Below are 26,976 nucleotides of genomic sequence, written 5' to 3' on the forward strand. Positions count from 1 at the left end.
TCGCCAAATGAACAAGGGAGCCGAGGCTCCCTTGTTGAACACTATGACGGGATTGCCCCATCAGTCTCGTTTACGGGCAGTGTCTCAATACTTGATGTCGCGAGCCTTGTCGCGCCCTTCCTGCTTGGCATCGCGGTGTTCCTGACGGCAATCGGCGTTCCCGACCAGACCGTTGCGGCAATCTTGCTTGACCTCACGGGAATCCTGACGGGTATCCTGACGCACATCACGGGCCTCACGACGCTGCCGGGCCTGCTCGGTCGCCTGCGAGGGCAGAGCGGTCAACAGGACGGTAGCGGCAAGCAGCATGAATACAGTCTTCTTCATCGGTAACTCCTAACAACAGATAAAACGCATCGGCATGGCGCTTCTTAATTATACACCGGACCTAAAGTGGTATCGGCCGAGGCCCCATGCCGGACTAGCGCTCAATACTTGACGTCGCGAGCCTCGTCACGGTTCTCTTGCTTGTTGTCGCGGTTGTCCTGACGGCAATCGGCATTGCCCACCAGACCCTCACGGCACTCCTGCTTGGCGTCACGGGACTCCTGACGACCGTCCTGACGGATGTCGCGAGCATCCTGACGCTGCTCACCCTGATTGGTGGCGTGCGCCGGCACTGCGGCGAACAGGGTGCAAGCGGTCAGCAGGGCGGCGCTCAGGCGAGAGATGGAAACAGTCATAAGGACTCCAGATTAAGTTAATGCGGCAGCCAGGTTCGGCTGCCGTCATGGAAGATGGGTTCGGCGAGCCCGCGCTCTCGGATCAGTATTTGATATCGCGAGCCGCATCGCGCGCCTCTTGCTTGTTGTGGCGGTGCTCCTGGCGGCAATCGGCGTTGCCCAGGAATTCCTCCTGGCGGCAATCCCGCTTCTGCTCGCGAGATTCCTGACGGACATCCTGGCGCAGATCCCGTGCCTGACGGCGCTCTTGGGCCTGCTCGGTGGCCAGAGCCGGCATGGCCACCGACAGGGTACAGCCGACCAACAAGGCTGACAGCAAGGCGCTGCGAACCGGGTGAGGAGTTGAAATGTTCATGACGAGTCTCCCTGGTTGATCGGGCTGATATCTGTGGTGCGGACTCAGTATTTGACGTCGCGGGCCTTCTCGCGCACGTCCTGTTTCACTTCACGCTTGTCCTGACGGCACTCGTAGTTGTCCTTATTGTTGGCCTGACGACAATCTATCTTGGCCTCGCGGATCTCGGGACGCACCTCCTGGCGCACGTCGCGGGAGTCCTGGCGATCGGTCGCCTCGGCGGGCAGGGTCAACAACAGGGTGCAACCGGTCAGGATCAGGCTGCCGAGGGAGAGGGTGCGAAATGCGTTCAGTGACATGGGGTATCCTCATGATAGTTACCCCGATTTTGAGCAGGTTTGACTGTATGCCGGCTGTACCGGGCGGTGAAAAATAGCGCCAACCCCTGCTGGCACTGGGCGTGGCAGAGGCAGCTCAGCAGATGATCGTTCACCATGCCCACGGCCTGCATGACCGATAGTGCGGCGGCGGCCCCATCGCCACGACAGACGTCGCAATGTCGGGCAGCGCTTGCAATCCCCCAGATGCGGGGTTGCCGCTCAACGGCCAGTAACGCCAGAGTGGAGGACATTCCTCACGGAGCCATCCCCATGTCATCTCTGCCTCACGCTGCCCTGCTCGTCATCGACATCCAGGCCGGCCTCCTTCACGGCCCCGAGGCGCCCCATGCCGGGACCGAGACGCTGCTCAACATCAATCGCCTGAGCCAGGCGGCCCGTGCCGCCGGTGTCCCCGTGCTGGCGGTGCGCCACACGGGCCCGGCCGGTAGCCCCATCGCCGCCGGCAGTCCGCTCTGGCAACTGGCGCCGGAACTGGTTGTCGACGACGCCGATCGGGTGTTCGACAAGCAAAGGCCCAATGCTTTTCATGGCACCGGCCTCGATGGCTGGCTGAAAGAGGACAAAGTGCAGACCCTGATCGTCACCGGCATGAAGACCCAGTACTGCATAGATACCACCTGCCGGGCGGCGGCAGATCTCGGCTACTCCGTGGTGCTGGTGAGCGATGCTCATACCTGCATGGATACCCCGCAGCTTGCCGCAACGCAGATCATCGCCCACCACAACGCCACCCTGGCTGGCCCTTTCGTGCGGCTGATGAGCAGCAACGAGGTGTGTGACGCGCTGGTCCACGCCCTTCAGCCCAGTTGATCCCGGATCTCAAACGAAGAAGGGAGGCTCAGGCCTCCCCTCTTCGTCTGTCCTCCGCGTTACCCCAGTGTCCCTGACTGCTGACATTCCACGTGGCAGGGGCAGCTCACCAGATGATCGTTCACCATGCCCACCGCCTGCATGAAGGCGTAGCAAATCGTGCTGCCGACGAAGGTGAAGCCCAACTTCTTGAGGGCCTTGGCCATGGCGTCAGACTCTGGCGAGGTGGCGGGAATATCGCCGTTGCCCTGACGTTGATTGACGATGGGCGCGCCGCCGACGAAGCCCCACAGATAATCCGCGAAGTCGATGCCCTGGGCCTCTAGCGCCAGATAGGCGCGGGCGTTTTTGATGACCGACTGCACCTTGAGGCGATTGCGGATGATGCCCGTGTCTTGCATCAGCCGCTCCACATCCTGCTCATTAAACCGGACGATGAGCGCGGGATCGAAGTCCGCATAGGAGCGGTAATAGCTGTCGGTGCGTTTGAGAATGGTGATCCAGGAGAGCCCCGCCTGCTGGCCATCGAGGCAGAGCTTGGCAAACAGCTCGCGCGGGTCGCGTACCGGCCGTCCCCACTGTTTATCATGGTATTCAATGTATTCCGGGTCCTTGGTCACCCAGGCGCAGCGCAGTTCCATTCCTCGTCTCCTGTTATTTTTCTCTGCCCGACTCTCTGTCCGACAAGGGGATTTCATCGGCCACATGACGGGGCTTTCATCCCGGGCCGACCAGGCCCGGCGCAGCGCCACCCCATGAATCCGCTGCAATTTCGCCTATTATCCGACCATGCCAGACGGTATACTCCTTCGGTTAACATTCAGCAAATCTTGCTCTGATTTCACTTCGCGCGAAAAACACTATGCAAAAATTCGATGTCAAAACCTTTCAGGGCCTGATCCTGCAGCTGCAGGACTATTGGTCCCGCCAGGGCTGTACCATCATTCAGCCGCTGGATATGGAAGTGGGTGCCGGTACCTCCCACCCCATGACCTGTCTGCGTGCCTTAGGGCCTGAGCCTATCGCCTGCGCCTACGTGCAACCGTCCCGCCGTCCCACCGACGGCCGCTACGGTGAGAACCCGAATCGCCTGCAGCACTATTACCAGTTCCAGGTGATCATCAAGCCGTCCCCCGACAACATCCAGGAACTCTACCTCGGCTCTTTGAAAGAGCTGGGCATGGATCCCCAGATCCACGACATCCGCTTCGTGGAAGACAACTGGGAAAACCCGACCCTGGGTGCCTGGGGTCTGGGCTGGGAAGTGTGGCTCAACGGCATGGAAGTGACTCAGTTCACCTACTTCCAGCAGGTTGGCGGCCTCGAATGCAAGCCGGTCACCGGCGAGATCACCTATGGTCTCGAGCGTCTGGCCATGTACATCCAGGGCGTGGACAGCGTCTATGACCTGGTGTGGTCCGACGGCCCCCTGGGCAAGACCACCTACGGCGATGTGTTCCACCAAAACGAGGTGGAGCAGTCCACCTACAACTTCGAACACGCCGACGTGGACTTCCTGTTCCACTGCTTCGAGCAGTACGAGAAGGAAGCCCAGCACCTGCTGGCACTGGAAACGCCGCTGCCGCTGCCCGCCTACGAGCGCATCCTCAAGGCCGCCCACTCCTTCAACCTGCTGGATGCCCGCAAGGCCATCTCGGTCACCGAGCGTCAGCGCTACATCCTGCGCATTCGCACCCTGACCAAGGCCGTGGCCGAGGCCTACTACGCCTCCCGCGAGGCGCTGGGCTTCCCGATGTGCAAGCGCACTGAGAACAAGCAAGGTTAAGGAACGGACATGGCACAACATACATTTCTGGTAGAGATCGGCACCGCCGAGCTGCCACCCAAGGCCCTGCGCTCCCTGGCCGAAGCCTTTGCCGATAACTTCAAAGCCGAGCTGACCAAGGCCGATCTGGCCTTCGGCGACGTCGAGTGGTTCGCCTCACCGCGCCGTCTGGCGCTGAAGGTGAGCGAGCTGGCCAGCGATCAGCCGAGCAAGAGCGTCGAGAAGCGCGGCCCGGCCGTGTCCCAGGCGTTCGATGCCGACGGCAAGCCGACCAAGGCCGCCGAGGGCTGGGCCCGTGGCAATGGCATCACGGTCGAGCAGGCCGAGCGTCTGGTCACCGACAAGGGCGAGTGGCTGGTTCACAACGCCAAGATCGAAGGCCGCCCGGCCAAAGAACTGCTGGGTGAGCTTGTAGCTTCATCTCTGGCCAAGCTGCCCATCCCCAAGATGATGCGCTGGGGCGACAAGACCATCCAGTTCGTGCGTCCGGTGTTCACTGTGACCCTGCTGCTGGACGGCGAGCTGGTGCCCGCCACCATTCTGGGGATCGACTCCGCCCGCACCATTCGCGGTCACCGCTTTATGGGCGAGCCCGAATTCCAAATCGACAACGCCGGCCAATACCCGCAGATCCTGCTGGAAAAAGGCAAGGTAGTAGCCGACTTTATGGTGCGCAAGGCCAAGATCAAGGCTGACGTCGAAGCGGCCGCCGCCGCCTTCGGTGGTATCGCCGATCTGGACGACGCCCTGCTGGAAGAAGTCACCGCCCTGGTCGAATGGCCGGTGGTGCTGACCGCCAACTTCGAAGAGAAGTTCCTGGCGGTCCCCGCCGAGGCGCTGGTGCACACCATGAAGGGTGACCAGAAGTACTTCCCGGTCTACGACAAGAACGGCAAGCTGCTGCCGAAGTTCATCTTCGTCACCAACATCGAGTCCAAGGACCCGAGCCAGATCATCAGCGGCAACGAGAAGGTGGTGCGCCCCCGTCTGTCTGACGCCGAGTTCTTCTTCAAGACCGATCTGAAGCAGAGCCTGGCCTCGCGCCTGCCGCGCCTCGAAACCGTGCTGTTCCAGCAGCAGCTCGGCACCGTCAAGGCCAAGGTCGAGCGCATCGAGACCGTCGCCGGCTTCATCGCCGAGCGCATCGGCGCCGATGTGGCGAAGGCCAAGCGTGCCGGTCTGCTCTCCAAGTGCGATCTGATGACCAACATGGTCGGCGAGTTCGCCAGCACCCAAGGTGTCATGGGGATGCACTACGCCCGTCACGACGGCGAAGACGAAGTGGTGGCCGTGGCCCTGAACGAGCAGTACATGCCGCGCTTCGCCGGCGATGCCCTGCCGTCCGCTCTGGAAGCCTGCGCCGTGGCGCTGGCCGACAAGCTCGACACCCTGGCCGGCATCTTCGGCATCGGCATGCTGCCCAAGGGTGACAAGGATCCCTTCGCCCTGCGCCGCGCCGCCATCGGTGCCCTGCGCATCATGACCGAGAAGCAGCTGGACCTGGATCTGGTTGAACTGGTGGAAGAGGCGGTACGCGTCTACGGCGACAAGCTGACCAACAAAACCGTCGTCACCGACGTGGTCGACTTCATGCTGGGCCGCTTCCGCGCCGCCTATCAGGACGAAGGTATTGGTGCCGATGTGGTGCTGGCCGTGCTGGCCCGCCGCCCGACCCGTCCGCTGGACTTCGATCGCCGCGTCAAGGCCGTCAGCCACTTCCGCAGCCTGGATGCCGCCCTGGCCCTGGCCGCCGCCAACAAGCGCGTGAGCAACATCCTGGCCAAGGTGGAAGGCGAGCTGCCGACCGTGGTCAAGGCAGAACTGTTGCAGGACGCCGCCGAGAAAGCGCTGGCCACCCAGGTTGCAGCACTGCAAGCCGAGCTGGCCCCGCTGTTTGCCGCCGGTGACTACCAGGCCGCCCTCACCCGTCTGGCCGCCCTGCGCGAACCGGTCGACACCTTCTTCAACGAGGTGATGGTGATGGCAGACGACGAGGCCCTCAAGGCCAACCGTCTGGCGCTACTGAACAACCTGCGCAACCTGTTCCTGCAAGTAGCGGATATCTCCCTGCTGCAGTGATCCTGGTTGGGTTAAGTGATATAAAAAACGGCGCCAAGAGGCGCCGTTCTTTTATTAGGGAGGAAGTGAGGTTAACGCCTCACAAAAATGCCAACAGCATCTTTTAATTGAATGCTTTTCTTAGCAGGATTAATTGCTGCAGGCACCTGACTTGGCAAGCTGCACGTTTCCTTTGGAGATCACGCGCTTGCCTTCAGTGTCGGAAACCGGCTCAAGCTTGGCGCCACCAACAAAGACACCCATCTTTATAATCTGGCGGAAGAAGTAATTCTTACCTGGCTCGGTAAAAACAGAAATCTTGTTATCGGAGAATTCAGATTCGGTAGAGAGTTCGTGAGTTTTACCGCCTGCTACCTGCTTATAGAAGAAAGTCTGGTTGGCAGACTCACCAAGACATTCAGAATCAACAAAAACATCTTTCTTCTGGGCCTTTCCCATATAGCTGTCTCGGTAGACGTAAAGGCCTGCCATATTATCTTTCGGCGCAGGGAAGGCTTTGAGTCTGGCACTTTCCTGAGCACTTTCCATTGGAACACTAGCACAGCCTGCTAGTAACAAGGTGCCCAATACGGTTGACGCCAGCGCCAGTTTTTTAAACATCATGGGGAATTCTCCGTGCAATATTTAGCCTGAAATTTATATTTTAATAAATAATGAGTTGTCTCTGACAACGGCGAATTTGACCATATGAATCCCTGTACCGCCAGCAGACTTTATTGTTTCGCTTCAAAAAATAAAACTGATGTGACACGCATCAAACTGGAATATGGAGAATGACATACCTCTTATGACAACAGGCAACGCTTGGTGCAAAGGACACTTAGGTGGTTGTCTAGGGCTATAGGTTCTATCGCCTGTTGGTTCGATTAGCGCAGCGTAATCGGACTTTCGAGACACCAGCATCCTGGCTCACGCCAACTAAGGATGTCGCTCTGCATCCTCAGTGCCTTGTATCGGCGGTATCAGGCTCCATGGGTATTGAACCGGTGGCAAGGAGTGATGACTTTTCCACCCTCTTATTCAGCTCCAGTCAATATCAAAAACCCATACGTTGATATAATGACCCCGTATGTATCATTAAATTGGAAGATGGTGTCGAGTCAGCACTATTGAGCAATTGAAAAAGGTGATACATCTCAAAAAAATAGATAATACCACCGCTCTGTTGGCGATATTTATTTGACAATAAACGTTAATATCAAAACCACCATAAAATAGATAAACATACTGGCAGTATTGACCATATGTATCACCTTAAAGGACATCTGTATGAAGCGTCACCTTGTCGTTCTTGGCTCCATGCTCATATTGAGCGCCTGCTCTTCCACTCCCGACAGTGAATATATGAAAGAGGGCGCCTCCGAGGCCCAGAGAACGGATGCCCTGTCCGAATGCCAATATCAGGTCAAACTCAACAAGATCGAAGAAGATCAGCAGGAAGAGCTGATCAACCTGTGCATGCAGGGTAAAGGCTTTCGCCTGACCGCCGTGGAGTAACGCTCAACGGCTCTCTTGATCACTCTCTTGCCGCAATAAAGAGCCCCATAGGATGACCATCCTTGGGGCTTTGCTTCATCCGGCTGAGCGCTAGCCGCAACCTGCCACACCAGCACCTCCGCCGTTTCCGTGTACAATCCCTCACTCGTTCCAGCCTCTGTGACCCGACGGCGACCCCATGAACCGCACGCCCCTGTTGTTGATGATCTGCACCACCCTGTTGGCGGCCGCCGGCTGGTTCTTCTCCAAGGAGGCGATCCGTGAGCTGCCCCCCGCCGCCTTTATCGGCAGCCGCTTCCTGCTGGCGGCGCTGATCCTGCTGCCCCTCGCCATCTTGTACGAACCCAGACCCAGCCGTGCTCAGTTGCTGCGCGCCCTCGGCTGCGGCTCCCTGCTCGGCCTCAACCTGCTGCTCTGGGTGACCGCCATCAGTCAGAGCGATGCCCTCGGTAGCGGCGCCTTTATCATGAGCGTCGCCACCCTGATGGCGCCGCTGGCGGCCTGGGCCGGTTTCAAGACCCGGCCGGGCCGCCACTACTGGACCACACTGCCCCTGGCCGTGGCGGGCCTGCTGCTGCTCTCGAGCGGCACCGACTGGGGCGTCTCCCGCTCCCTGCTCTGGTTCTTGGCCGCCGCCATGGCCCTCGGCACCCAGCTCGCGGTCCATCGCCACTTCGCCCAGTCGATCCCGGCGCGCTGGCTCACCTGTATCCAGCTCGCCATGACAGGCCTGATGGGCACCGCTCTCTCCCTGCTGACCGAGAGCTGGCCACCCTTCGTCAGCCCCAGTACCTGGGGCTGGTTTGCCGCCAGCGTGCTGCTCGCCACCACCTTGCGCTATCTGCTGCTGACCCTGGCCCTGAGCAAGATGACCACTACCCATGCGGCCCTGCTGATGCTGCTCGAACCCGTCTGGACCCTGATGCTCAGCACCCTCTGCTATGGCGAAGCCCTCGGCGGTGCCAAGCTGGCCGGCGCCGGACTGGTACTCGGCGCCCTGGTGCTCTATCAGCTGCCCCTGCTGCGCAGCAGTGTGCGCCTGTCGGTAAAGGAACCCAGCCCCGATTAGCGCGGGTAGCAAGCAGCCCCCGACTCGGGGATAGGCAGCCGCCGCCGTCGCTGCTAGGGTAGTGGCATTAATTCATCAACGACCGAGGCACTATGCAACGCAAGACAATTGCCCTGCTGCTGGCCACTCATCTATTGGTGGGGGGCGCGGGCTTTGCCGCCGGCATCTATCTGCTGCCGATCCTGATAGCGCCTGCCGCGCCGAGCAGTGAGCAGGTGGCGGCCAGTCAGGCGCAGGCGACCTATCAAGGCACCTTCAAACGGGACTTGAAGGACAGCGATCGGCTGCACTGGGGGGAAGGCAAGGTGAGCATTGGACCAGACACCATTAGCCTGATGGGCCAGCTGGCGCCTGGGCCCGATTATCAGCTCTACCTGTCGCCGACCTTTGTTGAGACGGAGGCGGACTTCGCCCGCTTGAAAGGTCAGATGGTGCATATCGGGCCGGTGAAGACCTTCGACAACTTTATCGTGCCGCTACCGACCAATGTGAACCCAGCCGACTATAACAGCGTGATCATCTGGTGTGAGACGTTCGGGCAATTCATTACCGCTGCCCAGTATCAAAACCACTGATCATGCTGACTGCTGGTATCTCCGGGGCAGTATAAAATAGCAAAACAGACAAGAATGGCGCCTATTGGCGCCATTTTTACGGCTTGTCGGCCCCTCAACCCGGCGGGAAGTGGCCGCCTATGCTGATCACATTGACCTGTTTCAGGGTGTCGTGGAGAGTAAAAGCCACCCTGTGCTCCTGACTGAGGCGGATGGTATAGATCCCCTTGTTCACCCCGCTGAGCTGCTCGTAGTGCATGTCCCCCACCTTGTCGGCAGCGTGCTTGGGGTGGGCGCCGCGCTCTATTTCCCGCCGCCATTCGTGGTACTTGCTCATGCCCGCAGGGGGTACGGCCACGTGCTTGCCCTTGTTGTAGAGAGGGTCAGACCGGGATCCCGAACTGTCGTTGCAACAGGCGCTGGCCGCCAGTTGTCAGGGTCAGCTCACGGCTGTCGAGTGCGCGCACCAGCGCCCCCTTGTCCAACAGATGGATGAGCAGGCGGGCGCCCAGCTGGCCCCCCAGGTGCATGCGCCGCTCGCTCCAGTCCAGACAGGGACAGGCGAAGTGGCGCCTGCCACTCGGCACGCAGTCGATGCCAAGCTGGCCGAAATGTCGCTCCCCCTCCGGGGTCAGCGCATCGCTGCCAGCATCCAGCCAGCCCTGAGCCAGCAGGGCGTCGTGCAGTCGCACTCCCAGCTCCCCCGCCAGATGGTCATAGCAGGTGCGGGCGAAGCGCAGCCGCGCCGGAGTCTTGCTCTGCAAGGAGCCGGCGCCCTGCGCCGCCAGCCCCATCAGCTGCTCCACCACCAAGGCCACCTCCGGGCTCGCGATGCGGTAGTAGCGGTGCTTGCCCTGCTGGACACAGACCGTCAACCCCTGCCCTTGCAGCCTGACGAGGTGACTGCTGGCGGTGGAGGCCGCTACCTCCGCCACCAGACTCAGCTCGGTCGCCGTCCAGGCCCGCCCATCCATCCATCAGGGCGGACAGCATGCGGGCATGGCTGCCATCGGCGATGGCGGCGGCCACCTGTGCCAGGCCCAGCTCCAGGCTATTTTGCGAATTCATTTCGCCACTTCTCATCGGGGTTGTCCCTCTTATTGCCAGTCGGCGGTCGCCTCCCTGGCCTTGTCCATGTCGTCCGTCACCAGGATCAGCTGATTGGCATGATCGCTGTACAGGGTAATGATATTGACCGAAGCGGCCCCCAGTGCGCTGCAGATGGCCCCCAGCTGACCGGGCACCTCCTGCTTGAGACGGCGCACCAGCACTTCTCGTACCGCCACTACCTCCAGCCCGCCCTCTCTGGCGGCCTGGGCGGCGCGGTCCCCCTCCGCCACCAGAAAATGGGCATGGCCGGCGCCCCCGGCGAGGAACATGCCACCCCCTTCCAGGCTGACGCCCGCTCGGCCCATCAAGACCCCAAACTGCCCCAAGGCACCCGGAGTGTCCGGCAATAACACATGAATATCGTACATCCTTGTCTCTCCTTTGCGATACCAGCCTGCAGCATAGGAGAAGGCAGGAAGAGACGCTTCGATGGTGGCCGAAACGTTGTCCCTGCCTTGATTTTCTTTCACAGGTTGGGCGCCACACCAACAAAAACGGCGCCCACAGGCGCCGTTTTGCTATGTTCCCGACTCGATGCGGGAGCTGAACATCATCTGCTTCAGCCGGTATAGGCCGGCAGCCAGCCCACCATGTTGAGCAGGTGGAAGCTGGCGGTCAGCACCCCAAACAGGATCACCAGGGCGATCATCAGCACCCCGCCCGGGGCGTGGAAGCCCTCGCCCTTGCCACCCTTGGCGGCGCGCACCTTCCAGGCCAGCAGGGGCGGAATGATGCAGGTCCAGAGGGTGGCTACGGCGCCGGCGTAGCCGATGGCGGCCAGGAAGCCGAATGGGAACAGCAGGGAGAGCACCAGCGGCGGCAGGAAGGTCACCGCCCAGGACTTGCTGCGGCCACGATGGCTGTTGTCGAACTTGAACAAGTCCGCCAGGTAGTCGAATACCCCGAGCCCGACCCCGATAAAGGAGGAGAGGATGGCCGCCATGGAGAAGGCGTTGAGGGCGCTCGCCACCGCCTTGGATTCGATGACCGATCCCAGCGCGGTGAGCAGGGCATCCACGTTGCCGTCTTGCGCTATCACCGGACCGAATGCACTGCGCGGCAGGTTGCCGAACACGCTGACCAGCCAGATGAGGTAGAAGGTGAGCGCGATGACGGTGCCGCCGAGGATGGCGCGGCTGGCGCGGCGCTCCTCACCGTAGTAGGCGCGCATGGAGGACACCGAGTGGTGATAGCCGAACGAGGTGAGCGCCACCGGCAGCATCACCAGTGCATAGGGGGCGTAGCTGCTTTCGCTGCCGACCCTGTCGAGCAGCAGATCCAGGCGGATGTTCATGGACATGCCGGAGATACCGAAGGCGAAGCTCAGCCCCATCAGGATCACCAGCAGCACCGAGATGCGGTCTACCGCCCGGGTGGAGTGCCACACCAGACCGGAGAAGGCCAGGGTAAACAGCACGGATCCCCAGTGGCTGCCGAGCCCTGTCATGCCCTCGATGATGAGACCGGCCGAGGTGATGTAGGCGTAGAGCAAGATGCCGCCGACAAAGTAGACGCTTAAGTTGTTGAGGGCGTTGACCTTGTTCCCCAGCAGATCACGGGTCACGGTATCGAAGGAGACGCGCAGCGGGTAACCCTTGTAGGACTCCAGCAGCATCCAGCCGGAGACGGTCATCACTACCATGGTCAGCGCCACCGCGAGCATGGACCAGAGCGTCCATGCGCCCGCGCCCGCACTCGGCAGCCCCAACATACCGGCTCCTACACAGACGCCGGCAATGATGCATGCCCCGCCCACCAACGATGGTTTATGTTCCATTTACTTCCCCAAAGACGATTGTTGATCTGGTCGCGACCGCGGACCGTTGCATTTGCTACGCCGGTTGTCATCGTAAGATCGCGCTCATCCGTACTATCGGTGCCCAGCCGCTTGCTGCTGCATCGACGGCAGAAGCTGTGCTATCGGCGCCCAGCCGCTTGCTGCTGCATCGGCAGCAGAAGCTGTGCTATCGGCGCCCTGGCCGCTTGCTGCTGCATCGGCGGCAGAAGCTGTGCTATCGGCGCCCTGGCTGCTTGCTGCTGCGTCAGCGAGGCAAGACGTGGCTGAGGCTAGCTACCGATCCCAACATGGCAGCAGGGCCGCCATTTTGGGGGTGTGACTTTACCCTGCATGTCCTCGGGTATCAAATCCGCAGGTCCAATGGGGGGATCCAGGGCCGGTTTTGGCGGTTTGTCGGCATTTTCGGACGAGTAAGCCGCAGTTGAAGCCTGCCTGACGACGCAGCCATCGATGGCTGCGGCATGGTGAAGGGATGCCCGCCCGGCGCACTATACTCAAGCCGGTTTTCACGGCAAGGAGCCACCCCATGGACAGGAAGTTCGTCATCAGCGCCCTCTGCTATGCCCTGCTCGGCATGGTGCTCGGCATCTATATGGCCGCCTCCAAGGATCACGGCCAGTTTGTGACTCACGCCCACATCATGCTGGTGGGGTTCGTGGTCTCGTTTAGCTATGCGCTGTGCCACCGGCTGTGGCTCGGCAACCCGAGCGGGCGACTGGCGCAGATCCAGTTCTACCTGCATCAACTGGGGGCGGCGGTGATGACGGCGGGTCTCTACCTGCTCTACGGTCAGTTGCAGCCCCCAGAGCGAGTCGATCCCTTCCTCGCCGCCTCCTCCCTGGCGGTGCTGGCTGCCATGGGGATCATGCTGGCCCAGTTTGTGCGGCGCCCATCATTGCAGCCATAAAAAACGGCGCCCTCGGGCGCCGTTTTTCACCATGACATCTGATAGCTATCCGACCCCTTATTCAGGGCCCTTATTTGGCAGCATAAGCAATTACCACTATTGCCTTTCACGACATAAATCGCTGCCTTTATGCCAGACGTCTTGTTCCATCCTCTGCGAAATGAAGGGAGGCAGCATAGTCCGCCCCTCACCTTCGTCATCATGCTTCGATCAGCTTGCCTTTCTGCTTGCTGACGACAGTCGGCTCCCCTGGCTCCACCTCTTTCAGTCGGGCGGTGAAGTGGCGCAGCACCGCCGGCTCATAGATAAAGTCCAGTCCCTTCACATTTTTGGCGTTCTTCTTCACCTCGCCGAAGGCCTCGATGACGAAGTCCATATGGGTTTGGGTGTAGGTCGCGCGGGGGATGGTGAGGCGCAGCAGCTCCGCCGGGCAGGGATGCTGCTTGCCGGTGGCGGGATCGCGCCCCAGCAGTAGGGAGCCTATCTCCACCGCCCGGATGCCGGCCACCTTGTAGAGCTCGCACGCCAGGGCGTGGGCCGGGAACTGATCCGCCGGAATATGGGGCAGCAGCTTGCCTGCGTCCACGAAGGCGGCGTGACCGCCGGCCTGCTGGCACACCACGCCGATGGCCTCCAGCCCGTTCACCAGGTACTGCACCTGACCGATACGATAGGCCAGCCAGTCCTGACGCATGCCGTCACGCAGGCCGACCGCGAGCCGCTCCATGGCGCCCCCCTCCAGGCCGCCGTAAGTCGGGAAGCCCTCCTGCACCACGCACAGGGTGCGACACTCGGTGTAGACGTCCAGCATGCTGTCGTCCTTGAAGCAGAGCAGGCCGCCCATCTGCACCATGGCGTCCTTCTTGGCGGACATGGCGAGGCCGTCCGCGTACTTGTAGGACTCCATGGTGATCGCCTCTATGCTCCAGTCGGCGTAGCCGGGCTCGCGCTGCTGGATGAAGTAGGCGTTCTCGGCGAAGCGGGCCGAGTCCATGATCACCGGAATGTCGTACTTGCAGGCGATCTCATACACCGCCTTCAGGTTGGCGATGGAGACCGGCTGGCCGCCGGCAGAGTTGCAGGTGATGGTGCTGACGATGTAGGGCACGTTGGCCGGGCCCGCCTCCAGGATGGCCTCCTCCAGCTTCACCAGATCGAAGTTGCCCTTGAAGTCGGCGGTGACCGAGGTATCGAACGCCTCCTTGATATAGACGTTCTTGGCCACGCAGCAGTTGATCTGGGTGTGGCCCTGGGTGGTGTCGAAGAAGTAGTTGGAGAGCGCCACCATCTTCTTGCGATCCAGCCCCTTCTCCTGCTCCCGCTTCTTGATCAGCACAGGAATGTAGATCTGCTCGGCGCCGCGCCCCTGGTGGGTGGGGATGGTGAGCGCATAGCCGAAGATCTCCTGCACCGCCTGCTGCAGCGCGTAGTAGCTGCGGCTACCGCTGTAGGCCTCGTCGCCGCGCAGCATGGCGGCCTGCATGTTCTGGGTGATGGCGCCGGTGCCGCTGTCGGTCAGCAAGTCGATGAACACATCCTCGCTGTCCAGCAGGAAGGGGTTCATGCCCGCCCGCACGATCGCCTCGTCCCGGTAGGCGCGGGTGGTGCGCTTGACCGGCTCGATGACTCGGATACGGAACGGCTCGGGGAGATGCTTGAAGTTTTCCATGATATAGACACTCAACTTTAAATATTCGGGATGAGTCTCAGCCTGCGCCTAAATTAATAGTGAGCGGCAATAACGGCATGAGATCGGGTACACGCCAGCGCCTCGCCAATTAATAAGGCGAGCTGGGTGCAGACTATTTCGATTCAGGAATGTGGGCAGGCTTGGATTATTGTCAGCAATAGCCAAGCGGCCGCGGGGAATTACAGCGGGAAGAAGAAGGCGATCTTGTGATCCAGGGTAAACCACTTGGGGGAAGCGATCAGGGTAGCCATGTTATTGCTCATCTGGTGATTGAATAACGCCGAATTAACAGAAGTCATTATGGGTGGCCTTTATTCGTTCGCAATTGCCGGATGAGCAAATTGGGATGGCGCTAACAGTTTTATCGAGGGAGCGATATATCACCCATCTCGCCGTTAACGCCATTTAGCCAAGTAGAGACTCAATATCTCCCTACAGATCCACTCTCAATGGTTTAGCCAGGGCAGACGCTGCAGCAACCAGTGGCGATCCACGAGGGGTGTCTGGCTGACCCAGATATCCAGCAGTCCATAGGAAAGCAGCGGCAACACCAGCAGCAACAGGCAGAGCAACCCCAGCAACCAAGCCGGGCTGAGCCGCTGCCGCGAGCTGCCAAGGTGCAGCGCATCGGCCCGCTTGGGGCAGGCGGAGACGCAGCTCAGGCAGCTGGTGCACTCCAGACTGCGCACCGCGATCAGCTGATGCACCTGGATGCGGGACGGGCAGGCCCGGCTGCACTTGTCGCAGTCGTGGCCAGCACTTCGCAGGCAGCGCGCGGGGTCGCGGCGGATACGCAAGGGAGTGAGCAGACCGAGCAGGGCCAACAAGCCACCGTAGGGGCAGAGGTAGCGGCAGAAGCCCTGCCGGAAGGCGACGGTGAGCAGCAACACCCAGCCCAGACAGAGTCCGGAGAGCAGGGTCAGGTTGAAGAAGAAGGCCCCCATCTTCATGTCTGCCGCCTGATGGTAGGGGCTGGTGAAGTAACCGGGCAGGGCGGCGCTCGGCACCGCGATCAGTACGATAAACAGCAGGAAAGCCAGCACCAGAAACTTCTGGCCACGCAGGACCAGATCCAGCCAACGTGGTGGCACCCACTCCCCCGGCAGCAGGCGTGCACGCAGGCCGTGCAGCCACTCTCCTACTAGTCCGAGGGGGCAGAACCAGGCGCAGAAGGCCCGCCCCAGCAGCAGGGCCGACAGGCAGAGCACCAGCACCGTGATGGTCGCCGCCGGATGATGGGGATCCACCAGCCCTTGCGTCAGCCAGGCCCGCAGCCCCAGACCGCCGGCAATGGGCAGGAAGCCATCCACCACGTCCGGACGCATCAGCCAGGGGGTCATTCCCTGCCCCAGCTGCCAGATATGGACAGCATATTGCGCCGCTACCAGCCCCCAGCACAGCAGCAATAGCTGCCTGGTGGCCGTTCGCAATCGCTGACTACCTATGCGGGCCAGCGCGGGCAGAGGTCGATAGCGCTGCCATAGCGCCAGAGTCGCAGCCACCAGCCCCAGCGCGAGCCAGAGCATCGAATCCGCCGCCAACAGCCAGGCGGCAACGGCCAGCACGAGAGAGAGAGTCCAGCCCCAACCAGTGCGGCCCTGCCACAACAGCAGGACCAGATAGACCAGACCCGTGGTCATGGTCAGGGCTTCCAACAGGCTCATGCTTCCCTCACAGTGCTCATCCGAATCGAGGGGGCAGAATAACCAACATCTGAGTTGATTATTTTGATCTACATGGGCAGAGGGGGCATTTGCCCGCCCCCCCTTGGGTCACTCCTTGCGACTGTCGAACCCTGTTATTTGCGGCTGTTAAACAGCGGCTTATCCGACTCTGCCTGCTCGGCCCAGAAGTGGATATTGAAGCGGGCATCCTCGGACAGCTCGACCCTGTGCCAGTACTGGGGCGGGCTGGTGGCAAACTGGCCGGCCCGGATCACCAGGCTTATCTCCGGCTGCTCGGCCTGCTCGTCGGCAAAGCCGTGGTAGGTGACGGTGCCTTCCATCACGCAGAGCTGACCGAACACCCCGGCGGCTGTGTTGTGGTGGCTCAAGAGGGCCGCGGGCACGTTGTCAGGGGTGAAGAAGGGGGTGGAGCGACGAACCACCCAGTGGGCGGGAATAAGGTGCAGTGACATAGAAGTTCTCCTTAAGAGTGCCGGGTCGGCCCGGCCTCAATCAATGAATCAACGGGGCAGCTGGCGCAGCAAGGGGAAGGCGGCGCTCATCTGATCGCCCCCCACCACGAAGCCGCATAGCTCGCCATCTTCGCCGCGGGCCTCGGCCACCATGCCGGCGCCGTTCCAGCGGCACTGCCAGGCGAGATCCTCCCCTCGGGTGCGGCCCGCCAGTTGCAACGGGTAGAGCGGCGTCTTCACCTTCACCAGCATGGGGGGCAGGGTCAGCGCCGTCGGCGTGCCGAGCAGGGTGCGCGCCAAGGCATTGGCTCCCAGTACGATTGGTTGCAGGAAGGGCAGCTGCTGCCCGCGCCACTCGATGCCATCCCCCAGCGCAAAGATATGGGGATCGCTGGTTCGCAGGTAGTCATCGACCCGAATGCCGCGCCCCACCTCGAGCCCGGCACTCTCGGCCAGGGTCAGATTTGGCCTAAGGCCAATGGCGGCGATCACCAGATCCTGTTCACTGATGCGGCCGTCGCTGAGGGTGACCCGCAAGCCATCATTTGGACGATCCGGATCCTGCGGGGTGATGCCGGCAATGCCCTGCCCCAGCAGCAAGTTCACCCCCTGCTCGCGCAGCGCCTGCTGCAACGGCTGACTCAGGGCCGCCGGCATCAGGGTGCTGAGCGGGCTGTGGGCCAGATCCACCAGCATCACTTCCTTCCCTGCGCTCGCCATGTCCATCGCCAGCTCGCAGCCAATCAGCCCCGCCCCCAGCACCAGGATGCGCTGGGCAGCGCCGAGTCGTGGCTCGGCGGCGGCGTACTCCTGTTGGCTATTGAGGGTGATCAGGTATTCGCTGCCCGGTATCTCGGGGCGCACCGCGCTGGCACCGGTGGCCAGCACCAGCTGGCCGTAGGGAAAGGTTCCCTGTGCGGTCAGCAGGGTGCGGCGCGCGGGATCGATACCCAGCACCGGGCAGTGGGGCAGCAGCATGATGCGCTGCTGCTCAGCAAAGTCGCTGCCGCTCAGCCGGGTCATGGCGGCGGCGCTGCAACCCCGGCTCACCACGTGGCTCAAATCCGGCTTGTTGTACTCATCACCGCCGTCGGCGGTGATGAGACGGATGGGCCGCGCGCCATCCAGCTTGCGTAGGCTCTTGACCAGCTGCTGGGCGGCGAAACCGCTGCCGATCACCACAATCTCGTCACTGCCGGGGGCCGCTGTCATACACAAGCCTCCACTGCGCAGGGTTCGAACACCTCCTTGCCGATGCCGCAGCCGGGGCAGAGGAAGCTCTCCGGTACCTGGGCCCAGGGGGTGCCCGGTGCCACCAGCTGATCCGGCTCGCCGAGCGCCGGGTCATAGACCCACTGGCAGACGACGCAGAGCATGCTCTGGTCATCGTCCAGCGCGCTGGCGGCAGGAGCGGCTTGCGACGCCCCGGTCACAGTAGCGGGCATCACAGGGGCTGGTGTAACCACGGCCCGAGTTGTGGTGATCGGGCGGGGCGCTTCCAGCGGATGCAGTGCCCACTGGCGGGCGAGTTGGCGGCCATGCTCGCGGCATTCCGCCAGCGCCGAGCCATCGGGACGCCACTTGGCCTTGAGGGAGATGCTGATGTCGAAACCCGCGTCCATCAACCGGGTCTGGATGCGGTCGACGGCGCCGCCGGTCCAGCCGTAGCTGCCGAAGGCCGAGGCCCGCTTGTTACGAAAGCGCAGGCCGGTGATCTCTTCGAGCATGCCCGCCACCTTGGGCATCATGACGTTGTTCATGGTGGAGGAGCCCACCAGTATCCCCTTGGAGCGGAACACCTGGGTCAAAATTTCGTTCTTGTCGTGGCGGGCCACGTTATAGATCTTCACCGCCACGCCCGGATCCACCTCGTGAATACCCTGGGCGATGGCGTCGGCCATCATGCGGGTGTTGTTGGACATGGAGTCGTAGAACAGGGTGATGCGATCCTCCTGATACTGATCCGCCCACTCCAGGTACTTGAGGATGATCTGGGTGGGATCCTCGCGCCAGACGATACCGTGGGAGGTGGCCACCATGCTCACCGGCAGGTTGAAGCCCAGCACCTCCTTGATCTTGGCGGTCACCAGCGGGCTGAAGGGGGTGAGGATGTTGGCGTAGTAGCGCTGGCACTGCTCCATCAGCTCGGTCTGATCCACCTCGTCGTTGAACAGGTGCTCGTCGCAGTAGTGCTGACCGAAGGCGTCGTTGGAGAACAGCACCGCATCCTCGGTCATGTAGGTCATCATGCTGTCGGGCCAGTGCAGCATGGGGGTCTCGATAAACACCAGCTGCTTGCCGTTGCCGATGTCCAGGCTGTCGCCGGTCTTGACCGGCTGGAAGTTCCACTCCGGGTGGTGGTGGTGGCCGGTGATGGAGTCGATGGCGTTGTGGGTGCAGTAGATGGGGGTGCCGGGGATGCGGGCCATCAGCTCGGTCAGGGCGCCGGCGTGATCCTCCTCGGCGTGGTTGATCACCACGAAATCGATGGAAGCGAGATCGATCTCGGCCGCCAAGTTCTGCACGAACTCCCGGCTGAACTTGTGATCGACGGTATCGATCAGCACGTTCTTCCCTTCGCGGATAAGGTAGCTGTTGTAGCTGGTGCCCTTGTGGGTCTTGTACTCGGTGCCGTGGAAGTCACGCACCTCCCAGTCCCGTTGGCCGACCCAGTAAATGTTGTTTTTGACGTGAATGCTCATCAAGTTGTTCCTCAGAATGCAATAGCGAATGTGCGACTGAATTCTCTATTGCAGTTGATGTGCCAACTTGTAACTCATTGATTTTATATGATACACACATTATTGATTGTCATTTAGACAACCTCTCTTTATAGTCAAAATCACAAAGATACTGTCATTTGGACAACCCCTCGTGATTTCGACCGACCGTCTGGCGCGTATCGCCCTCGACCTGCAACTCGGCATCTCCCACCAGGACAGATTCCACCGCCTGATCCAGAGCGTGCGTAGCCTGCTGCACTCGGATGCCTCGGCCCTGCTGCGCTACGAGGGGGGCCAGTTCATCCCGCTTGCCATCGATGGCCTGATGCAGGACGTGCTGGGCCGCCGCTTCGCGCTCAAGGATCACCCGCGCATGGAGGCCATCGCCCGCGCCGGTGACGTGGTGCGCTTCCCCGCCGACAGCCATCTGCCCGACCCCTATGACGGCCTGATCCCGGATCACGACGACTTCAGGGTGCACGCCTGCGTCGGCCTGCCGCTGTTCGCGGATCAGGCGCTCATCGGCGCCCTGACCATAGATGGCATGAACCCGACCCAGTTCGACGACATCAGCGACGAGGAGCTGCGACTGGTGGGGGCCCTGGCCGCCGCCGCCCTCAGCAATGCCCTGCTGCTGGAGCGGCTCGCCCGCCAGAGCAGCGAGCCGCTGGCTCCCGGCGCCCAGGCAGGTCAGAGCCAGCCGGAGATGATCGGTCACTCCCCGGCCATGGCTCAACTGCGCCACGAGATAGCCGTGGTGGCGAGCTCCGAGCTGAACGTGCTGATTTTGGGGGAGACGGGGGTCGGCAAGGAGCTGATCGCCAAGGCGGTGCATCAAGGCTCACCACGCGCCCAACAGCCGCTGGTCTACCTCAACTGCGCCGCCCTGCCGGAATCGGTAGCGGAGAGCGAGCTGTTCGGTCACGTGAAGGGGGCCTTCACCGGCGCCATTCACAACAGAGCGGGCAAGTTCGAGCTGGCCGATCAGGGCACCCTGTTCCTGGACGAGATCGGCGAGCTCTCCCTGTCCCTGCAGGCCAAGCTGCTGCGGGTGCTGCAATACGGCGACTTGCAACGCATCGGTGATGACACCCCGCTCAAGGTGAACGTGCGCATCCTGGCCGCCACCAACCGGGATCTGAAGCAGGCGGTGGTCGATGGGCAGTTTCGAAGCGATCTCTATCATCGCTTGAGCGTATTCCCGATCCACGCCCCGGCGCTGCGGGAGCGGCCGGGCGACATCCCGCTGCTGGCCGGTTATTTTTGCGAACGCTGCCGGGTCAGCCTGGGGCTGGAGCGGCTGCGCATCCAGCCTCAGGCGCTGCAACTGCTCGGCAACTACGACTGGCCTGGCAACGTACGGGAGCTGGAACACGCCATCCACCGCGCCGCCGTGCTGGCGCGGGCCGAGCAGGGCAGCCAGACCCCGACCCTGGGCAGCCACCACTTCAACCTGGCGGCAGGCTCCCTGCCCCCCTCCACCAGCCCCGGTGCGGCACAGGTTGTCCCCTTGCCCGGCGGGCTCGGGCTGCGCGCCGCCACCGATGCCTTCCAGCTTCGATTGATCGAGCAGACCCTGGCGGCCCAGGCGGGCAACTGGGCCGCCACCGCCCGGGCGCTGGAGATGGACGGCGGCAACCTGCACCGGCTCGCCCGCCGACTCGGCCTCAAAGACTGATACAAAGGCTTAAACCCCCATAAACAAAAACCCCCTCGCGCTGGAGGGGGTTTTTCGTGCAACCTATTATCGCCGTGGGCAACGGCGCGGCCGTCAGCGCAAGGATTTGACCGAGCGACGGACGATCAGCTCAGGCTGGACCGTCATGGACTCGACTTCCAGCTCCTTGTTGCGGATCCGGCTCACCAACTGTTGTACCGCCAGCAGACCGAGCTCGGCCTTGGGGTGACGGATGGTGGTGAGCGGCGGGCTGGAGAAGCGCGCCATCTCGATGTCGTCATAGCCGATCATGGAGATGTCGTCCGGCACCTTGACCCCGGCTTCCCAGGCGGCGCAGATGGCGCCGATCGCCATGGGATCGTCGAAGGCAAACACCGCGGTCGGGCGCGGGGTCAGCGCCAGGATGCGCTGCATGGCATCGAAGCCGCTCTGGCTCTCGTAGTCCCCTTCGAAGATCTGCTCCTCTTTCAGGGTCAGGCCTTGCTCGCCCAGGGCGTCACGCACCCCGTCCAGCCGCTGCTGGGTGGTCGGCTTGTCGATCTGGCCGGTGATGCAGACGATGTTGGTGTGGCCCTGCTCCAGCAGGTGACGCACCGCCATACGCGCGCCGATGCGGGCGTTGTCGTTGATCACGTTGGCGAAATCACACTCGGTACCCCAATCCAGCACCACCTGTGGCACGTTCTTGTGGATCCGCAGCATGTCGCGCAGCGGGGTATCGATGTCGGTCCCCAACACCAGCAGACCGTCGACCCGCTTCTCCATCAGCATGCGCAGATAGTGCTGCTGACGGGGCGGCTGGTTCTCGGTGTTGCACAGGATCAGGCTGTAGCCCTGCTCGAAGCAGTAAGCTTCCACCCCCTGCACCACTTCCGCGAAGAAGGGGTTGGCACTGGTCGTGACCAGCATGCCGATGGTTTTGGTCGAATTTATCTTGAGGCTGCGCGCTACCGAATTGGGCGCGTAGTTGAGTTCTGCCACCGCCTCAAGCACTTTTTGAGTCGCATCTTCGCTGACCCGACGGGTGTGATTGAGTACATGTGAGACGGTGGAGATGGATACGCCTGCACGGGAAGCGACATCCTTGATAGTGGCCATCTCTGTCTCCTGAAGATCAAAAGCGGAACAGTAGCAGATTTCCCGAATAAAGGCTTGGTTTTAACGAGAGCTGCCAGCGAATTGTCAATGTTGGCTAATCTAGGTGGTCATCTCTATTTGCGCAAACGAAATTTGGTCAAAATGAGAGCAGACGCAGAGCGAAATATCGTCAGTTTTTTACTCTGACATTTGTCACCATGACAATTTGTTGTCGGTATGTTAAGCCACCATTGCGATATTAAATTCTAAAACTTGATAGATGACAGGGTGTTTGTTTCAAAAAAGCCCTACCCCACCCTCTCTGGTTAGTATCTTTAACATCTTGTTATTGCCCAGTGAGGAATGATAGAACCGTATCTATTGCCGGGCCGACGGGATACAGGTTCGGAATGATGCGCATAAAATGAAACAATTCACTGATTAAGGGACGAATCAATGCATAACTTGAGCAAAATGGCAGTCAGGGCAGCGGTTTCTTTGGCTCTGTTTGGAGCAGCCTCCATGGCCAATGCTGCCGATACCATCAAGATCGGTATCGCCGGCCCGGTGACCGGCCCGGTCGCCCAGTACGGTGACATGCAGTTCACCGGCGGCAAGATGGCGGTCGAACAGATCAACAAGGCGGGCGGCATCAAGGGCAAGCAGATCGAAGCCGTCATCTATGACGACGCCTGCGATCCCAAGCAAGCCGTGGCGGTCGCCAACAAGGTGATCAACGACGGCGTCAAGTTCGTTGTCGGCCACCTCTGCTCCGACAACACCCTGCCCGCCTCCGACATCTATGAAGATGAAGGCGTGCTGATGATTACCCCCGCCTCCACCAACCCCAAGATCACCGAGCGCGGCTACCAGCTGACCATGCGCACCATCGGTCTGGACAGCGACCAGGGCCCGACCGCCGCCAAGTACATCATCGAGCAGGTCAAACCCCAGCGCGTCGCCGTCATCCACGACAAGAAGCAGTACGGTGAAGGCATCGCCACCAGCGTCAAGGCCGAGCTGGAGAAGGCTGGCGTCAAGGTAGTGGCGTTTGAAGGCATCACCGCCGGTGACAAGGATTTCTCCGCCCTGATCGCCAAGCTGCAGAAAGAGAACGTGGACTTCGTATACTACGGTGGCTACCACCCGGAACTGGGTCTGATCCTGCGTCAGGCTGGCGAGAAGGGTCTGAAAGCCAAGTTCATGGGTCCGGAAGGCGTGGGTAACAAAGACATCTCCGCCATCGGCGGCCCGGCTTCCGAAGGCCTGCTGGTCACCCTGCCCAACAAATATGACCTGGTGCCCGCCAACGCCCCTATCGTAGCGGCGTTCAAGGCCAAGGGTCAGGACTCTTCCGGCCCGTTCGTCTGGACCACCTATGCCGCGGTGCAAACCTTGGCGGCCGGTATCGCCAAGGCGGGTGAAGATGATCCGGCTGCCGTCGCCGCCGCCATCAAATCCATGCCGATCGACACCGTCATGGGCCCGCTGAGCTGGGCACCGAACGGTGACCTGAAAGGCTTCGAGTTCGGTGTGTTCCAGTGGCACGCCGACGGTACCTCCACTCAACTCAAATAATCTGCCGGTTGGGGCGACGTGAGTCGCCCCTCCTTTCTTTGCGGGCAAGTACAGGGAACGCAGTATGTCCGAACACCTTCTTTATTTAGTTCAGCAGTTGCTGAACGGGTTAACCATAGGCAGCACCTATGCGTTGATCGCCATCGGCTACACCATGGTTTACGGCATCATCGGCATGATCAACTTCGCCCACGGCGAGGTCTACATGATCGGCTCCTATGTCGCCTTCATGGTGATGGCAGGGCTCGCCATGATGGGCATCGACAGCACCGTATTGTTGCTGGGCGGGGCCTTCCTGGTCAGTATCATAATCACAGGTAGCTATGGCTGGACCATAGAGCGGGTCGCCTATCGTCCGCTGCGGGGCGGCAATCGCCTCATCCCCCTCATCTCTGCCATCGGCATGTCGATCTTCTTGCAAAACATGATGCGGATGGCCCAGGGCTCGCGCGATATCGCCATGCCCACCCTGATCTCCGGCGGCTGGAACTTTGGCGCCGAAGACGGTTTCCAGGCCAGCCTCTCCTACATGCAGCTCATCATCTTCGTGGTGACCTTCATCACCATGCTGGCACTGACCCAGTTCATCGCTCGCTCCCGCATGGGCCGTGCTTGTCGCGCCTGCTCGGAAGACATCAAGATGGCCAACCTGCTGGGGATAGACACCCACGTGGTCATCTCCATCACCTTCGTGCTGGGGGCCACTCTGGCCGCCGTGGCCGGGGTCTTGCTCGGCATGTATTACGGCGTCATCAACCCCTATCTCGGCTTCATGGCTGGCCTTAAAGCTTTTACGGCAGCTGTGCTTGGCGGCATCGGCAGCATCCCGGGCGCGGTGATCGGCGGCCTGCTGCTCGGCGTGGTAGAGGCGCTCACCGCCGGCTATCTCAGCACCGAGTACAAGGACGTGATGGCCTTCGCCCTGCTGATCGCGGTGCTCTTGTTTATGCCCACCGGCATCCTGGGTCGCCCGGAGGTCGAGAAGGTATGACACATTTCAATCTGCGTGCCCGCGTCGTTTTCCAGCACCAGCCGGAGGTGAAAGCATGAAACGTCAATTTATCCATGCCTGCATCGCCAGCCTGATGCTGATGGTGCTCTCTTTCTGGCTGCTCGGCTTCAAGCTCGAGAGCGACGGCAACCGCCTGCTGGTGGTGAGTCGGCTCGATGTGTCGCTGGCCTGGTTGCTGGGGGGCGCCACCATCGTCTTCTGGTTCCAGATGCTGCGCGGCCAGATAGCCAGGCTGTTCCAGGCCTCCATCAGCGGCTTCTCCGTCGGTTTCACCAAGCTGGTGCTGCCAAGCCCAGAGGAGGCACCCAAGCTCTATAACCTCACCGCCGTGCTGGTGCTGTTGTTCGCGGTGAGCTGGCCCTTCATGGCCTCTCGCGGCGCCATCGACTTGGCCACCTTAGCGCTGATCTACATCATGCTGGGGCTGGGGCTGAACGTGGTAGTGGGCCTGGCCGGTCTGCTGGATCTCGGCTACGTCGGCTTCTACGCGGTCGGTGCCTATAGCTACGCCCTGCTCAACACCTACTTCGGCCTGAGCTTCTGGGAGTGTCTGCCCATCGCCGGCCTGACGGCAGCCACCTTCGGCTTCCTGCTCGGCTTCCCGGTGCTACGGCTGCGGGGGGATTATCTGGCCATCGTCACCCTGGGCTTTGGCGAGATCATCCGCATCCTGCTCAACAATATGACCAGCCTGACCGGCGGCCCGAACGGCATCTCCGGCATCCCCAAACCGACCCTCGGTGGCCTTGAGTTCAACCGCACCGTCAAGGATGGGGGCTTTGGCACCTTCCACGACTTCTTCGGCATCACCTACAACGCCAACCACAAGGTGATCTTCCTCTACCTGATGGCGCTGGTGCTGGTGATTGCCACCCTGTTCGTCATCAACCGCCTGCTGCGCATGCCGCTGGGTCGCGCCTGGGAAGCGTTGCGGGAAGACGAGATCGCCTGCAAGTCGCTCGGTCTCAACCCCACCATCATCAAGCTGACCGCCTTCACCATAGGCGCCTGCTTCGCGGGCTTTGCCGGCAGCTTCTTCGCCTCGCGCCAGGGCTTCATCAGTCCGGAGTCCTTCGTCTTCATCGAATCGGCCATCGTCCTCGCGATTGTGGTACTGGGCGGCATGGGCTCCCAGATCGGGGTGGTGCTGGCCGCCATCGTGATGACGGTGCTGCCGGAGCTGGCCCGTGAGTTCAACGAGTACCGCATGCTGATGTTCGGCCTGCTGATGGTGTTCATGATGATCTGGCGACCACAGGGACTGCTGCCGATGAGCCGCCCTCACCTGGAGCTACAAAAATGAGCGACATGAACAACACAAGCGGCAAGTTGCTGGAAGTCTCTGATTTGTCGATGCGTTTCGGCGGCTTGCTGGCGGTCAACGGGGTCAAGCTGGACGTGGACAAGGGCGAGGTGATCTCCATCATTGGCCCGAACGGCGCAGGCAAGACCACCATCTTCAACTGCCTGACCGGTTTCTATCGTCCGAGCGGTGGCGTCATCCGTTACCGGGGCGAGGAGATCCAGGGCTTGCCCGGCCATCTCATCGCCCGCAAGGGGATCGTGCGGACATTCCAGCACGTTCGTCTATTCAAAGAGATGACAGCAGTGGAAAATTTGCTGGTAGCCCAGCATCGCCACCTCAATACCAGCTTCGTCGCCGGCCTGTTCAAGACCCCCTCCTTCCGCCGCGCCGAGAAAGAGGGGCTGGAGCAATCCGCCTTCTGGCTGGAGAAGGTCGGTCTCAAGGATCTCGCCAACCGCGCCGCCGGCAACCTGGCCTATGGTCAGCAACGTCGACTCGAGATCGCCCGCTGCATGGCGACCAAGCCCGCGCTGCTGATGCTGGATGAACCGGCCGCCGGTCTCAACCCCCACGAAACCGATGAGCTGAACGTGCTCATCTCCAACCTGCGGGACGAGTTTGGGGTATCGGTGTTGCTTATCGAGCACGACATGAAGCTGGTGATGGAGATCTCCAACCGCATCTTCGTGGTCAACCAGGGCACACCGCTGGCCCACGGCAAACCGATCGATATCCGTAATAATCCGGCCGTGATCAAGGCCTATCTGGGCGAATCTTAGGAAGAAG

Annotated in this window: 29 protein-coding genes; 12 read left to right on the plus strand and 17 right to left on the minus strand. The window is 61.3% G+C overall.

Annotated elements, in window-relative coordinates:
- Positions 1–84 precede the first annotated feature (84 nt).
- The 4 genes from BN1137_RS20945 to BN1137_RS20960 form a co-directional block, all read right to left on the minus strand.
- A complete protein-coding gene (locus BN1137_RS20945) occupies positions 85–327 on the minus strand; it encodes a hypothetical protein (RefSeq protein ID WP_050720450.1) in 243 nt (80 codons plus the stop codon).
- A gap of 101 nt (positions 328–428) precedes the next feature.
- Positions 429–683: a hypothetical protein gene (locus BN1137_RS20950; protein ID WP_050720451.1), complete on the minus strand. Its 255-nt coding sequence runs from the start codon at positions 681–683 to the stop codon at positions 429–431.
- An 82-nt stretch (positions 684–765) separates the two neighbouring features.
- On the minus strand, positions 766–1,038 hold the full coding sequence (locus BN1137_RS20955; protein WP_050720452.1) for a hypothetical protein: 273 nt from the start codon (positions 1,036–1,038) through the stop codon (positions 766–768).
- A gap of 44 nt (positions 1,039–1,082) precedes the next feature.
- Positions 1,083–1,337 carry a hypothetical protein gene (locus BN1137_RS20960; protein WP_050720453.1) on the minus strand — a complete coding sequence of 85 codons (255 nt, stop codon included), beginning with the start codon at positions 1,335–1,337 and terminating at the stop codon, positions 1,083–1,085.
- 291 nt (positions 1,338–1,628) lie between these two features.
- Between BN1137_RS20960 and BN1137_RS20965 the strand changes: the two genes are divergently transcribed.
- Complete coding sequence (locus BN1137_RS20965) at positions 1,629–2,189, plus strand: cysteine hydrolase family protein (RefSeq protein ID WP_050720454.1); 561 nt, start codon at positions 1,629–1,631, stop codon at positions 2,187–2,189.
- Positions 2,190–2,248: 59 nt separating this feature from the next.
- Here BN1137_RS20965 and BN1137_RS20970 read toward each other — a convergent pair whose 3' ends face one another.
- A complete protein-coding gene (locus tag BN1137_RS20970; RefSeq protein ID WP_050720455.1) occupies positions 2,249–2,830 on the minus strand; it encodes a DNA-3-methyladenine glycosylase I in 582 nt (193 codons plus the stop codon).
- A 221-nt stretch (positions 2,831–3,051) separates the two neighbouring features.
- Between BN1137_RS20970 and glyQ the strand changes: the two genes are divergently transcribed.
- Together glyQ and glyS are read left to right on the plus strand one after the other, a co-directional pair.
- On the plus strand, positions 3,052–3,975 hold the full coding sequence (gene glyQ, locus BN1137_RS20975) for a glycine--tRNA ligase subunit alpha (RefSeq protein ID WP_050720456.1): 924 nt from the start codon (positions 3,052–3,054) through the stop codon (positions 3,973–3,975).
- A gap of 9 nt (positions 3,976–3,984) precedes the next feature.
- On the plus strand, positions 3,985–6,054 hold the full coding sequence (gene glyS, locus BN1137_RS20980) for a glycine--tRNA ligase subunit beta (protein ID WP_050720457.1): 2,070 nt from the start codon (positions 3,985–3,987) through the stop codon (positions 6,052–6,054).
- Positions 6,055–6,183: 129 nt separating this feature from the next.
- Here glyS and BN1137_RS20985 read toward each other — a convergent pair whose 3' ends face one another.
- A complete protein-coding gene (locus BN1137_RS20985; protein WP_050720458.1) occupies positions 6,184–6,657 on the minus strand; it encodes a DUF2846 domain-containing protein in 474 nt (157 codons plus the stop codon).
- A gap of 666 nt (positions 6,658–7,323) precedes the next feature.
- On the opposite strand from BN1137_RS20985, the gene BN1137_RS22650 reads away from it, so the two are divergent.
- From BN1137_RS22650 to BN1137_RS20995, 3 genes are all read left to right on the plus strand, one after another.
- Positions 7,324–7,551 (plus strand): lipoprotein, encoded by a 228-nt coding sequence (locus BN1137_RS22650; RefSeq protein ID WP_157433886.1) that lies wholly within the window; start codon positions 7,324–7,326, stop codon positions 7,549–7,551.
- A 178-nt stretch (positions 7,552–7,729) separates the two neighbouring features.
- Positions 7,730–8,620, plus strand: coding sequence for a DMT family transporter (locus BN1137_RS20990; protein ID WP_050720459.1), 891 nt, complete (start codon positions 7,730–7,732; stop codon positions 8,618–8,620).
- A 92-nt stretch (positions 8,621–8,712) separates the two neighbouring features.
- Positions 8,713–9,195: a DM13 domain-containing protein gene (locus tag BN1137_RS20995; RefSeq protein WP_050720460.1), complete on the plus strand. Its 483-nt coding sequence runs from the start codon at positions 8,713–8,715 to the stop codon at positions 9,193–9,195.
- A gap of 94 nt (positions 9,196–9,289) precedes the next feature.
- Here the strand turns inward: BN1137_RS20995 and BN1137_RS21000 are convergent, their stop codons facing one another.
- The 4 genes from BN1137_RS21000 to BN1137_RS21015 form a co-directional block, all read right to left on the minus strand.
- Positions 9,290–9,532 carry a hypothetical protein gene (locus BN1137_RS21000; RefSeq protein ID WP_232306994.1) on the minus strand — a complete coding sequence of 81 codons (243 nt, stop codon included), beginning with the start codon at positions 9,530–9,532 and terminating at the stop codon, positions 9,290–9,292.
- Positions 9,533–9,557: 25 nt separating this feature from the next.
- Complete coding sequence (locus BN1137_RS21005) at positions 9,558–10,148, minus strand: ArsR/SmtB family transcription factor (RefSeq protein WP_198150694.1); 591 nt, start codon at positions 10,146–10,148, stop codon at positions 9,558–9,560.
- A gap of 123 nt (positions 10,149–10,271) precedes the next feature.
- The gene (locus tag BN1137_RS21010) at positions 10,272–10,652 is read right to left on the minus strand and encodes a hypothetical protein (RefSeq protein ID WP_050720462.1); all 381 of its coding nucleotides are present in this window, start codon (positions 10,650–10,652) and stop codon (positions 10,272–10,274) included.
- Between the two features lie 191 nt (positions 10,653–10,843).
- Positions 10,844–12,061, minus strand: a complete 1,218-nt coding sequence (locus BN1137_RS21015; protein ID WP_050720463.1) for an aromatic amino acid transporter — start codon at positions 12,059–12,061, stop codon at positions 10,844–10,846.
- A 547-nt stretch (positions 12,062–12,608) separates the two neighbouring features.
- Between BN1137_RS21015 and BN1137_RS21020 the strand changes: the two genes are divergently transcribed.
- Positions 12,609–12,989, plus strand: coding sequence for a hypothetical protein (locus BN1137_RS21020; RefSeq protein WP_050720464.1), 381 nt, complete (start codon positions 12,609–12,611; stop codon positions 12,987–12,989).
- Positions 12,990–13,188: 199 nt separating this feature from the next.
- Here the strand turns inward: BN1137_RS21020 and tnaA are convergent, their stop codons facing one another.
- From tnaA to norV, 6 genes are all read right to left on the minus strand, one after another.
- A complete protein-coding gene (tnaA, locus tag BN1137_RS21025) occupies positions 13,189–14,658 on the minus strand; it encodes a tryptophanase (protein WP_050720465.1) in 1,470 nt (489 codons plus the stop codon).
- A 200-nt stretch (positions 14,659–14,858) separates the two neighbouring features.
- The gene (gene tnaC, locus BN1137_RS22165; protein WP_083443502.1) at positions 14,859–14,978 is read right to left on the minus strand and encodes a tryptophanase leader peptide; all 120 of its coding nucleotides are present in this window, start codon (positions 14,976–14,978) and stop codon (positions 14,859–14,861) included.
- A gap of 147 nt (positions 14,979–15,125) precedes the next feature.
- Positions 15,126–16,343 carry a 4Fe-4S binding protein gene (locus BN1137_RS21030; RefSeq protein ID WP_050720466.1) on the minus strand — a complete coding sequence of 406 codons (1,218 nt, stop codon included), beginning with the start codon at positions 16,341–16,343 and terminating at the stop codon, positions 15,126–15,128.
- Positions 16,344–16,477: 134 nt separating this feature from the next.
- Complete coding sequence (locus BN1137_RS21035; protein ID WP_050720467.1) at positions 16,478–16,816, minus strand: TehB family protein; 339 nt, start codon at positions 16,814–16,816, stop codon at positions 16,478–16,480.
- 48 nt (positions 16,817–16,864) lie between these two features.
- Positions 16,865–18,028 (minus strand): NADH:flavorubredoxin reductase NorW, encoded by a 1,164-nt coding sequence (gene norW, locus BN1137_RS21040; RefSeq protein WP_050720468.1) that lies wholly within the window; start codon positions 18,026–18,028, stop codon positions 16,865–16,867.
- The gene (gene norV, locus BN1137_RS21045) at positions 18,025–19,518 is read right to left on the minus strand and encodes an anaerobic nitric oxide reductase flavorubredoxin (RefSeq protein ID WP_050720469.1); all 1,494 of its coding nucleotides are present in this window, start codon (positions 19,516–19,518) and stop codon (positions 18,025–18,027) included. Before norV ends, norW begins: the two co-directional genes overlap by 4 nt.
- Positions 19,519–19,690: 172 nt before the next feature.
- Between norV and norR the strand changes: the two genes are divergently transcribed.
- Positions 19,691–21,217 (plus strand): nitric oxide reductase transcriptional regulator NorR, encoded by a 1,527-nt coding sequence (gene norR, locus BN1137_RS21050; protein WP_050720470.1) that lies wholly within the window; start codon positions 19,691–19,693, stop codon positions 21,215–21,217.
- A 93-nt stretch (positions 21,218–21,310) separates the two neighbouring features.
- Here the strand turns inward: norR and BN1137_RS21055 are convergent, their stop codons facing one another.
- Positions 21,311–22,315, minus strand: coding sequence for a substrate-binding domain-containing protein (locus BN1137_RS21055; RefSeq protein WP_050720471.1), 1,005 nt, complete (start codon positions 22,313–22,315; stop codon positions 21,311–21,313).
- A gap of 435 nt (positions 22,316–22,750) precedes the next feature.
- Here BN1137_RS21055 and BN1137_RS21060 point away from each other — a divergent pair, with 435 nt between their 5' ends.
- The 4 genes from BN1137_RS21060 to livG all read left to right on the plus strand — a co-directional run bounded on the left by BN1137_RS21060 (position 22,751) and on the right by livG (position 26,969).
- Positions 22,751–23,872: a branched-chain amino acid ABC transporter substrate-binding protein gene (locus BN1137_RS21060; protein WP_050720472.1), complete on the plus strand. Its 1,122-nt coding sequence runs from the start codon at positions 22,751–22,753 to the stop codon at positions 23,870–23,872.
- Positions 23,873–23,936: 64 nt separating this feature from the next.
- On the plus strand, positions 23,937–24,863 hold the full coding sequence (livH, locus tag BN1137_RS21065; protein ID WP_050720473.1) for a high-affinity branched-chain amino acid ABC transporter permease LivH: 927 nt from the start codon (positions 23,937–23,939) through the stop codon (positions 24,861–24,863).
- Positions 24,864–24,918: 55 nt separating this feature from the next.
- Positions 24,919–26,187 (plus strand): high-affinity branched-chain amino acid ABC transporter permease LivM, encoded by a 1,269-nt coding sequence (locus BN1137_RS21070; RefSeq protein ID WP_050720474.1) that lies wholly within the window; start codon positions 24,919–24,921, stop codon positions 26,185–26,187.
- Entirely contained in the window at positions 26,184–26,969 is a 786-nt protein-coding gene (gene livG, locus BN1137_RS21075) for a high-affinity branched-chain amino acid ABC transporter ATP-binding protein LivG (RefSeq protein WP_269745141.1), read from the plus strand. The genes BN1137_RS21070 and livG overlap by 4 nt, the downstream gene beginning before the upstream one ends.
- Positions 26,970–26,976: the final 7 nt, after the last annotated feature.

The organism is Aeromonas tecta (genome assembly GCF_000820185.1).
GTDB lineage: Bacteria > Pseudomonadota > Gammaproteobacteria > Enterobacterales > Aeromonadaceae > Aeromonas > Aeromonas tecta.